We start from the raw sequence: 10,667 nt of genomic DNA on the forward strand, positions 1-10,667 counted from the left end.
GTCAGCTACCAGAGGACGCTTGATTTCAACCACCCACTTATTGCCAACTTTGTTTGCTATCGCTTCACTAATCACACCTTCGTTCATCAAGCGGTCTGCCAAGATACTGCCGTCTTCAATACTCTTGTCACCCGACTTGTAGCGCACGATATCCATGAAGTGCTGAGCGTCAAATTCTGCTTTGATCTCAGCGTCTTCCTTACGCTTATCCCAACCACCAAGCGGTTTTTTGTTTCGGCCTTTAAGCTCAATCTTCGTACGGCTCTCTTTTAGATACTTAGTTACACTCTGACCCTCAGGCGCGAAAGGCATGTCATCGGCATCGGCATGACAGGTTCCCCAGCAACCTGCTCGATCTGCGTACTCAACTTCGTCAGTCGCTAACATAAAGGCCAATTTCATTTGATTCATCGCATCCATCTTGCCACCTTCTGCAAAGGGTACTGGCTGGTGTTCAGTATCTTCCCAAGTAAATTGCATATATAAGCTCTTGCTATCATGTGCTGCTTTAACCGCCACTGGAATGCTGCCACGCTTACCGGGAATCACCTGATCTTCCAGCTTCTCGCCTGTCACAATCTTTTGTCCAATATCTGCAATTTCTTCCTCATGACAGTCCATACAGCGATCACCTTTCGTGAATGAACGCTTACCACCATGCTTACGTCCTAATACCCACTCCATTGACGCCTGGCCAGGATAGAAAACACCGATTTCTCTTGCAGGTACTGCAGCCCAATTGATAGATGATTTTGCAGCAGTTTTCTTGGCGGGAGCCTTTTTAGCCTCAGTTTTCTTAGGCTTATTTGCAGCCTCTTTCTTAGCTTTCTCTGCAGCTAAAGCTGCCGCAATCTTTGCCTCTTCCGCTGCTTTAGCTGCTTGTTCTGCTGCTTTCTTAGCCGCTTCTTCTGCTAAACGCTTCTTCTCTGCTTTAGCAGCAGCTTCTTTATCTAAAAATTCTTGCCAGTGAGCCGGAATACCGATTGCGATTTCTGGGTCTGGTGTAGTGAGTTCGTCAATTTCTTCGTCAGTCAACTCATCATGCACAGGCTTGTGCGCAATACCTTTGTGGCAATCAATACAAGTGTTACCTGCTGTCATCGCATTCAAATGCTGTTTACGAGCGCGAGGCTTTTGGTTTTCTGGCAACATGGTTTCGAAGTCATGACAGTTTCGACACTCGCGTGAGTCTGTCGCTTTCATTTCACCCCAAACTTTCTTTGCCATCGTGAAGCGCTTGGCATCAAACTTTTCTGGCGTATCAATACTTCCCAAAGCTTTATGCCATAACTCATTAGAAGCTTTTATCTTACGAACAACTTTATGCACCCATGGATCAGGCACGTGGCAATCTGAACAGCTTGCTCTAACGCCACTGCGGTTGGTGTAGTGAATAGTTGACTGGTATTCTTTATAAACGTTGTCTTCCATTTCGTGACAACTGATACAGAACTCTAGGGTATTGGTTTGCTCCATCGTAGTGTTAAATCCGCCCCAGAAGATGACACCGACTAACATGAAAAATAATGCTGCCGTGACTGTCGCCCCGAACAATATTTTTCTCGTCATCAGACCTTTAACAAGATTTGCTGCACTCATTGATGAGACTCCCTAGAACTTTAATATTCTAAAATTCAATTACTTAAATCCGAGAAGGTTGAAGAAGAGCACCTAAGTACTCTTCTTCAGGAGTACTAATTACCTAGATAACTATTACTAACGGTAATTAGGTTTTGTGGTTAGCACGGTTAAACACGTTAAACTTACCAGTAGGCGTTGTTAAACCTTTAATACGAGTAATCTCTTTAAGAGTCTTCGCATCGTAAACAACGATTTCACCAGTTGGGTTCTTGTTGTCAGTTCGGTTCCAGACAGATACCCAAACCTCAGTACCATCTTTGTTGAACTCCATGTGCAAGGCCGCTTTACCTTCTTCTTCAGTTACACGAATAGTTTTAACGATTTCGTGTGTGTCCTTATCAAATACCTGAACACTTTGCTGAACTTCTGGCTCTGGGTGCTTAAGCTGATCTGCCCATACATATTGAGATGTTGGATGGGTACGAATAAATACGCCCGCACCGTCTGTCTCAACTGTGTAGCACAGCTTCCACGCTTGGTCAGGATGACCAATCGGGTCGTTGCCCCAAACAGATACTTCACCAATACCTAGGTGAGTCGTTGCACCAACAGGGCCACACTCTTTATCAGTCCAGTTAGCACCAGGACCCGGGTGAGGCAATGAAGCAACATCGATCATTTTCTCTAACTTACGATCTTTCGTATCAACAACAACCATCTTGTTTGAAGCGTTTGCTGCGATTTGGAAGTAACGACCTGTTGGGTCAAAGAAACCATCATGCAAGAACTTAGCAGTATCCATTTGATCAATACGTAGGTTATTGATGTCGCTGTAATCAACCTGCCACATTTGACCTAACTCTTTGATCGCAACCATCCAAGTTGGCTCATTAGGTGTTGTGTAGATCGCCGCAACGCGAGACTCTTCGACATACTCACCGTCAACATTAACACCACGAGAAGAAACTACTTTCAGAGGTTCAAGTGTTTCTGCATCCATGATTACGAAGTGCGGAGGCCAATAACCACCAGCGATAACATATTTGCCATCACCGGAAACAGCGATATCTCGTGCGTCATACGCCATTTGAGTTTCAGCTACCAACATCTTGTCTGGCGTCTGCCATAAATCGATCTTGTTAACCTTACCGTCACGACCAATGGTGTACCAGAAACGACCTACGTCTTTCGCATGATCAGTTTTATGGTGCTCAGTACCCTTGATTACGTGTACTGCATAACCCGTATCGATGTGTGCAACAATTTCATGTTTGTCACCATCGATGATGGCAGCAAGACCTGCATCACGCTCAATGACAACAAAGAAGTTCTCCCAATTACGGCCATGTAGAGGTTTAGTTGGATAGTCTTTAAGAGCGATATATTCTTTGGTCCGCTCTTTCATCATCGCTAAAGACATCTCTGGTGGAACAGGAGGCTCCAACTGAATATACTTCGCAAGAAGGTCAATCTCATCTTTAGTGAAGAGATCATCAAAGTTGTTCATGCCACCTTCAGTACCTAGCTCAATAATACGAGACAGACGCTTGGTTCCTTTCTTAAGGGTTTCTTCAGGCATCAAACTTTTACCTGTTGCCCCCTTACGTAATACACCATGACAACCCGCACAACGCTGAAAGTACATGGATTTTGCTTTGTCGAATTCTTCAGGGGTTAAGGTTGGTGCAGTGTTTGTTGCTGCCTGAACCCCGGCTCCCATGCCAACGCCCATTGCTAGAGCTAATGCTGACAATATATGTTTTGTGTTCTTCATCGTATGCGAACTCCTGTTAATTGTTGTCGCTATTTGTCGTTTGGGTCTTTTGTCCGACTTCCCCCTTTAAGCCGTGAATCCCCAATAAAGCTATAAGAAGTGCTATGTTCGAAAAAAGTTACTACTCCAAAAATATGTGTTGCTATCTTCTTACAACGTCTCTCTCAAAACGTTATCTTCCTCTCTAACCACACCTACCCTTAAAGTGGTAGATACCTCCTTCCTTCGTGGATAGATCATTTGAAAAGACGGTTTACTTGACCTCAATCAAATTAACACCGCTCCCTCACTGCCATACTCCGCTTCGATTCCGGAGGTCTCACCTAGCTATACTCAAGTTTCGTACCAACACATAAAGCGCTGAAAAATAACAATATTTATAACAAGGGAAATCATAATGACCGCCTTAGCAAGAAATCATTTCGACAACAGTGAGGTAGATATGACAACAACAGGTTCATTATTCGAGACGATTACGGCGATCATTTCCGACCTCCCTAGAGACTTACCTGAAGCAAGTCGCTATCAGCGACTGCTTAACAATATGCAGAATATATTTCCGTTCGATGCGGCGGCGGTTTTGAAACTGGAAGGCAGTCAACTTCGCCCTATTGCAATGAAAGGATTAAGCGATGACGTACTAGGAAGACGATTCATCATTACTGAACATCCCAGACTGTCTCAAGTGATCCATTCAAAAGGGCTGGTACACTTTGAGGCGAACTCAGACCTACCTGACCCTTACGATGGATTAATCGGTGAAAACAACCAACACCCTGATGTACACGACTGTATGGGCATTCCCTTATTAATTAATGAAAAGCCGTGGGGACTACTTACCTTAGATGCGCTTGAACCTGGCACCTTTGACCAGATTGATAAGGACCAGCTGAGGACATTTACCAAACTCACCGAAGCGGCGGTTAAGGCAGCCGTACGAATCGATTCACTTGAAGCCAGTGCAGCTCACCACCGATTAGTCAGTCAAACTTTGCTGAAAAGCTCTGACAGCGAGATGATCGGCCAGAGCGATGTGATGATGAATCTGAAAGATGAGCTAGATATCGTCGCACAATCTGACTTGAGTGTACTGGTGCTCGGTGAAACAGGTGTTGGTAAAGAGCTCGTCGCACGACAAGTTCACAATATGTCTCCACGCTCCAAAGGGCCGTTGGTTTATGTAAACTGTGCAGCGCTCCCCGAGAATATTGCAGAAAGTGAATTATTCGGTCACGTCAAAGGCGCATTCTCTGGCGCGGTTTCAGACCGAGCGGGGAAATTTGAAATCGCACATGAGGGGACACTTTTTCTTGATGAAATTGGTGAGCTTCCCTTGTCCATCCAGCCAAAGTTACTCAGAGCGCTGCAAAGCGGCGAGATTCAGCGTGTCGGCTCAGATAAGAACATTCAGGTAGACGTACGTATCGTCGCCGCAACCAATCGCGACTTACAAAACGAGGTCGCAGAACATCGATTTCGAGCAGACCTTTACCATCGACTAAGTGTCTACCCGGTTCACATACCCCCTCTTCGAGAAAGAGGCAAAGATATTCTCTTACTTGCGGGTTATTTACTAGAAATAAATCAAAAGCGCTTAGGTGTCGAAGGACTCAGAATCACGAGCGATGCCAAGCACCTCCTCACTCAATATGATTGGCCCGGAAACGTACGAGAGTTAGAACATATGCTCAGCCGCTCAGCATTAAAAGCGATTGCTGATCAAGGCCGACACAACCGTTCCATCGTTATCGACGCCTCCTACCTGGATATTCACCTTCAAAACGGTCAGCCAAAAACTAACGGCAAGGAACACCCGCTAGTGAATGAAGCGAACAGCAACCTTTTTTCATTTACACCAAAAGGGAATCTTAAAGACGCAGTCGATGATTTCCAGAGAAATTATATTATTCATATTCTGGACCAACATCAGGGAAACCAGGCGGCTGCAGCACGTGACTTGGGCGTAAACCGAAGTAATTTCTATCGCTTAATTAAACGCCTGGAGCTATAAAGGCTTTAAGAGAAGCAAAGCTTTCCCTTGATTCAAGTCTAAAGTTCATCATAATTAGCTAAGATCTGACCGTTGGCGTCTGCATGAAGCAATGCGACACAAGCTCACTTTTCTTAGGCGTCTTTTACTATGCAAGCTTTAGAGTGGTTATTACCGCAGTTGTCCACAACAACATGGACAGCACATATTCTGGTATTTGTATTCAACATTGGCTTATTCCTGTATGCAAAGCCGATTATAAGCTTCATTGATGGCGCACGTGATAGCGGCGTCAAAGTCACACTGTTTCGCGCCTTAAACGGCCTGGTGCTGATTCTTCATATCGTCCATCTGGTTTTTCTCAGACTCAACAATAGCTACGAAAACTTCTTTATACACTTGGGTTTAAGTCTCACCACTCTGTATCTCAGCATCCTGATTTACAGTATTTGTAGCCGCCAATCTCGCAAGAAGTTCGGCCTCGAAAAAGTTGTTGATGAGAAGCCTGTTTTTCTAGACACCTACTCAAGCCGTCTAGTAGATATCATTATCCTGTTTGTCATCATTCTGGCAACGCTGTTCACCCTCATTAAAATTTGGGGCGCCGATAGTATGCTGGAAACGACTGGCATATTCGGAATCCTATTTGCCTTCCTAGCCTTTACCAGCAACATCTGGGCACCTGATATTATTAGCGGCTTAATCATCCTGAATACGCAAATTCTCGAAGACGGAGACGTCGTCGTCATCGGCGATGATGAAACGGAGTATGTCATCAGCAAGGTAACGCTGATATATGTGATTCTCTACGACATCCGTAATAACCATCGAACGCTCGTGCGGAACAATCAGTTCATTCAAAATAAAATCGATAACCTCAGTCGCGTAGCGAGTACTGATGGCGTACGCCAAGCCTTGAGCTACAACATTGGCTACCCTGAATTTGATGGCAAAACAAAAGACGAACGACAAAAACAGCTGGCAGACTTCAAAGCGAAAATCGATAAGTTTTTTAGCCTTGCGCAAGAAAACTGCCTTGAAAAACCCGATATTAAAATCAACCAAACCCGGCAATTCGAGTGGGCACTTACGCACGCGGGTGATTACGCACTAGAATATACGCTGTGGATCTATCTTGATCGAATTCCAAATACAAAAGTTACGGCAACGATTCGAAAGCATTTGATGGGAACAATCTTTCGCGTGAATGACGCGGTATATACGGCGTCCATTATTGAGGGCATTGATTTATCCACACCACAATTAGCGAAACTTGAGCTAAAAAACGTTGAAAATGCTGGCAAGCTTAGCGAACTAGCTCAAGCCTAGAGGCGGCTCATGCTCTTCATTGCGGGAGTCGATTGCTTCTGCATCTCTTAGAGCCTTAACCAGCACCGCATGCTCGTGCGTGGCTTGACCTGAGTGCAGATAATGCTTTGCTGCATCTACCACTTTCTGCCACACCTCAAATCGGTAATTTAAGCTTAACAGAGACTTGGCTATGAAGTCAGAGTCCACACCACTTTCACGCATTTCAGCAGCTTTGGCTAAGGCTTTTTTTAGTTCGTCATCGCTTGGTTTAGTCATAAGTAATGTGCCCCTTCTCCACAAAGAATAATGCCATAAGAACTGGCTCATACTTTAAATATAGCTTATTTGAAGCAATTAAGAGCAAATGCAACGCTTGAGAAAAACTTTAAGGAAAGCAGAAAAGAAAAAGCCGACACTGAAGGCATCGGCTTTTTAATGAATATTCAGCAAGGACACTTAGTGGTCGATAGACGTAAAAATCTTCAAGCCATCAGCTGTTTTGATCAAGTTATAAGACTCACGCCAGTTAGAGACCGTGTCGCCCGAATCGTTCATCATCGTCCATGTGACTGAGGCAAGGAAGCAGCTACGGCCAATCTCGGTGACTTCGAGGTTTTCGTACTTGGTATGTGTTACACCCTCTGCAGAGTGTTTATCAAGCAAGCTTTGGAAATATTCGACCAGGTCAGACGGCGCTGCACACTCCCATACTGCGGCATCTGAAGTGACAGCCAAATAAGGCGCTTGGTATCGACTTGCAATCAGGGCCCCATCAAATGAAGAAAAATCTCGCACAAAGCGGTCAAAGAATTCTTTTATATCATCAAGCATATTTCAGTTCTTATCGCTCAAGGTTACAGGAAGATAAAGAGCCAGAGCCTAGAATCGGCCATTACTCATTTAATGCTATTCAAACACGCAAACTTATCTACTTCAAGCTTTTCTCATGATAGCTTGTGAGTCACGGTTACTTTCAATAAGCGACAACTTGCTTAATGTGAATAAGCTCAGGCACTGAGCTTTATGAAGATGAATTATCTTTAGTATGTTAAGGTAATTTTTCTCAAATTAAATAGAGCTATGACAAGCAAGGTATGCACAACAAAGGTAAAAGAATTCCCGGTAGAAGGTGGATGACACGAGCTGCCGTGGCAATTATTTTTCGGGATCACCCTAGCCAAGGTCGTCAGGTTTTGCTGATCAAACGCGCCGAGCGACCGGGTGACCCCTGGTCTGGTGATATGGCTTTTCCTGGTGGTAAGATGGACGCTACAGATGCCAATATTTATCACACGGCTCTGCGCGAACTACGAGAAGAAATAGGCTTAGATGCCGGCCACCTAGCACCATTAGGGCGCATATCTGACCAGCTCACCAAAACCCACTCAGGTCTACGACCAATGGTTATTTCAGCATTCACCTTCGAACTACAGCTGAATGTGGATTTTGTATTAAACCATGAAGTCGCTGAAACTTTATGGGTGCCAATCAAGCATTTTGAACTTCCGGCCAACCGTGAAAGTATGCAATGGAAGGCTCGCGGGGTATCACTAACAGTGCCTTGCTATTGGTACAAAAGCCGACGCATATGGGGTTTAACCTTACGAATGATTGACGAATTTACAAAGTAGCAATAGTAGTGATGGAAGCGTTACAAAATACTCACCTCAAGTGTCAAATTAATTCAACAAAGTTTTGCTAACATTTCAGTTACTTTTCGACTATATAATGTAGTAATAGTTTAAACAGGTATACCCATGAGCAAGTATTCTGACGCGCCCTCAAATAATCGACAAAATGTCGAGTTATCCGAGAGCGTCAAGTGGCTGCGATTAGCTGTTGCAAAAATAAATGAACTGTCTATTCCCGCCACCCCTGAAGTCTATAGTGTTTGGTACGAATATTATGCAGATAGAAAACTCGACCTAAAAAAAGCGATTGATAAACGTATATCCAAAGGCGGAGATTTTTCCGCGAGCACTTGTGAACATTTGTTCAACGAATATTTCGTTGAAATTCCTGAACAAAAGCTTAGTGAAATGCGTCAAGCGATAAGAGCCTTGATCACCTTACTTCAATCCGAATTAAGCGAACTGAATAGCGGCATGGAGTCCTATAGCGCTGCTTTATATTCCTGTGCAGACGACCTGACTCATGACCCCGAGGTAAACTCCCTTCAATCAATTATTCAGGTTCTATTAGCAGAAACAAAGAAGTGCAGATCCCGAAACCACCAAGCGCTCAGCAAGGTTTATCATCTAAGTTCAGAGATTAACAGCCTTCAGGAGTCTCTAGAAAAAATGGGCGAAGAGGTCTACCAAGATAGCCTTACAGGCGTAGGTAACAGAAGAGGCTTTGATGAGCAGCTCAGTACTGCGATAAAAAAATCCCAGCTAGATAATAGCCCTTTAGCCTTAATTCTTCTGGATATTGATTTCTTTAAACGTGTAAACGACGCGCACGGACACCTTGTTGGAGACCGGGTACTACGCTTTGTCGCCGAGACGATCAAGCGCAGCGTGAAAGGCGGGGACTTTGTTGCCCGTTATGGCGGCGAAGAGTTCGCAATCATACTCCCTAATACCGAAGCAGCTGGTGGCAGCTCAGTCGCTCATCAGGTTCAAGCAAACGTCGCAAAAACAAAGCTCACCAAGAAGAAAGGTGGCACCCCGATAGAAAGTGTCACTATTTCAGGTGGCTTATCCATACTAAGAGAGTGCGACACCGCAGAAAGCTTTCTAAACCGAGTCGACGGCCTGCTTTACGATGCTAAAAGTGCTGGCCGGAATATGATTAGAAGTGATTGTCAGCAAGCTATCAAGATTAAAATAGAGTCACAATAAAAAAAGACAATGGCTCAAGTTAACCTATAATCAAATAAACACCCGCCTACCAAGCGGCATGCTCCGCTCATATTTGAGCTCATAAATCTACACTCATATAAAACCTTATGTCACTGGAAGAATTTGCCAAGAAACGCTTTCTCATCGTCGATGAACTAGACTCCTTCCGTTTTTCTACCAAAAAGACACTGATGTCACTTGGCCTTAAGCTCGTTGACACAGCAAGCAGTGCACAAAATGTTGTCTCAGGTTTTCAGAACGTCAATTACGACGTTACGCTGTGCAACTATGACTTAGGCAAAGGCAAAAACGGCCAGGAGTTACTTGAGGAGCTACGCTACAAGAAACTGTTAAAGTTCTCGGACTTATTTTTTATTGTTTCAGCCGAAGTTGATCGCAGTAAGGTTATGGGCACCGTCGAGAACGAACCCGATGGCTACCTGGTAAAACCGATCACACCCAATGATTTGAAACAACGCTTAAGCAAAGCGCTAAAAATGAAAGAAGCGATGAGTGCAATTGACACTGCTATAGATGATGGCGACTATCACTCAGCAATTGCATATTGTGACGAGAAAATTGCCGAGAAAGGCAATTACGTACTTCGCTGCATGAAGACAAAAGCCTGGCTGCTAAGTAAAATCGGACACATCGACGAGGCACGCGAGCTATACGAAGGCATCCTTAAAGCAAGCGATTTTACCTGGGCCGAATATGGGCTGGCAAGAATCATGATTCGGCGTAAACATTATGAGGATGCAGAAAAACTACTACGGGTCATAATTACCAAAGACCCGGAGCAAGTTGAAGCTTTGGACCTTCTTGCGCAGGTACTGCAAAGACAAGATAAAACCAAAGAGGCCCAGGCAACCGTCGAACAAGCTATCTCGCGGTCTCCAAACTCCCTGCACAGACAAAAGCAATTGGCAGAGCTATGCTCAGAAAATAAAGATAGTAAGGGCGCAATCGAAGCCTATCAAAACGTAATGAAGCACAGTGAACAGTCTGTCTACGCCCGGCCAGAACACTGCTTCGATTTCGTTAATTACCTTGCAGACGTTGCCAAGCAAGAGGGTGGCGATATCAATGCCAACCCACATGTTAAGGAAGCCTTCGACTTGCTTGATAAAAGTGCCAAACGCTTCGCTAATCAGGGGAATATCGAAGA

The 10,667-nt window shown here is 44.5% G+C and carries 9 protein-coding genes; 5 read left to right on the forward strand and 4 right to left on the reverse strand.

What is annotated here, in order from left to right:
* Together A3757_RS20735 and A3757_RS20740 are read right to left on the reverse strand one after the other, a co-directional pair.
* Window positions 1-1,599 (reverse strand): NapC/NirT family cytochrome c (locus tag A3757_RS20735; protein WP_197470176.1); only part of this gene is annotated, 1,599 nt, incomplete at its 3' end.
* A gap of 127 nt (window positions 1,600-1,726) precedes the next feature.
* Window positions 1,727-3,355 carry a cytochrome D1 domain-containing protein gene (locus A3757_RS20740; protein WP_068514287.1) on the reverse strand — a complete coding sequence of 543 codons (1,629 nt, stop codon included), beginning with the start codon at window positions 3,353-3,355 and terminating at the stop codon, window positions 1,727-1,729.
* Between the two features lie 397 nt (window positions 3,356-3,752).
* Here A3757_RS20740 and norR point away from each other — a divergent pair, with 397 nt between their 5' ends.
* Together norR and A3757_RS20750 are read left to right on the forward strand one after the other, a co-directional pair.
* Window positions 3,753-5,366, forward strand: a complete 1,614-nt coding sequence (gene norR / locus A3757_RS20745) for a nitric oxide reductase transcriptional regulator NorR (RefSeq protein ID WP_231875509.1) — start codon at window positions 3,753-3,755, stop codon at window positions 5,364-5,366.
* Window positions 5,367-5,495: 129 nt separating this feature from the next.
* The gene (locus A3757_RS20750; RefSeq protein ID WP_068514284.1) at window positions 5,496-6,674 is read left to right on the forward strand and encodes a mechanosensitive ion channel domain-containing protein; all 1,179 of its coding nucleotides are present in this window, start codon (window positions 5,496-5,498) and stop codon (window positions 6,672-6,674) included.
* Here A3757_RS20750 and A3757_RS20755 read toward each other — a convergent pair.
* Together A3757_RS20755 and A3757_RS20760 are read right to left on the reverse strand one after the other, a co-directional pair.
* The gene (locus A3757_RS20755) at window positions 6,660-6,932 is read right to left on the reverse strand and encodes a hypothetical protein (RefSeq protein WP_068514281.1); all 273 of its coding nucleotides are present in this window, start codon (window positions 6,930-6,932) and stop codon (window positions 6,660-6,662) included. The two genes, A3757_RS20750 and A3757_RS20755, sit on opposite strands and share 15 nt — an antisense overlap.
* Before the next feature lie 180 nt (window positions 6,933-7,112).
* Window positions 7,113-7,487, reverse strand: a complete 375-nt coding sequence (locus tag A3757_RS20760) for a hypothetical protein (RefSeq protein WP_068514279.1) — start codon at window positions 7,485-7,487, stop codon at window positions 7,113-7,115.
* Between the two features lie 302 nt (window positions 7,488-7,789).
* On the opposite strand from A3757_RS20760, the gene A3757_RS20765 reads away from it, so the two are divergent.
* The 3 genes from A3757_RS20765 to A3757_RS20775 form a co-directional block, all read left to right on the forward strand.
* Window positions 7,790-8,287 carry a CoA pyrophosphatase gene (locus tag A3757_RS20765; protein WP_197470177.1) on the forward strand — a complete coding sequence of 166 codons (498 nt, stop codon included), beginning with the start codon at window positions 7,790-7,792 and terminating at the stop codon, window positions 8,285-8,287.
* Window positions 8,288-8,413: 126 nt separating this feature from the next.
* Window positions 8,414-9,499: a GGDEF domain-containing protein gene (locus tag A3757_RS20770; RefSeq protein WP_068514273.1), complete on the forward strand. Its 1,086-nt coding sequence runs from the start codon at window positions 8,414-8,416 to the stop codon at window positions 9,497-9,499.
* Window positions 9,500-9,606: 107 nt separating this feature from the next.
* The coding region (locus A3757_RS20775; RefSeq protein WP_156506464.1) for a response regulator at window positions 9,607-10,667 on the forward strand (1,061 nt) is incomplete at its 3' end.

This window comes from Oleiphilus sp. HI0117, from assembly GCF_001635235.1.

Bases quoted from the DNA above. Each gene is read 5' to 3' on its own strand.
- A3757_RS20760 (WP_068514279.1), bottom strand. From the start codon at position 7,487: ATGCTTGATGATATAAAAGAATTCTTTGACCGCTTTGTGCGAGATTTT.
- A3757_RS20740 (WP_068514287.1), bottom strand. From the start codon at position 3,355: ATGAAGAACACAAAACATATATTGTCAGCATTAGCTCTAGCAATGGGC.
- A3757_RS20750 (WP_068514284.1), top strand. From the start codon at position 5,496: ATGCAAGCTTTAGAGTGGTTATTACCGCAGTTGTCCACAACAACATGG.
- norR (WP_231875509.1), top strand. From the start codon at position 3,753: ATGACCGCCTTAGCAAGAAATCATTTCGACAACAGTGAGGTAGATATG.
- A3757_RS20765 (WP_197470177.1), top strand. From the start codon at position 7,790: ATGACACGAGCTGCCGTGGCAATTATTTTTCGGGATCACCCTAGCCAA.
- A3757_RS20770 (WP_068514273.1), top strand. From the start codon at position 8,414: ATGAGCAAGTATTCTGACGCGCCCTCAAATAATCGACAAAATGTCGAG.
- A3757_RS20755 (WP_068514281.1), bottom strand. From the start codon at position 6,932: ATGACTAAACCAAGCGATGACGAACTAAAAAAAGCCTTAGCCAAAGCT.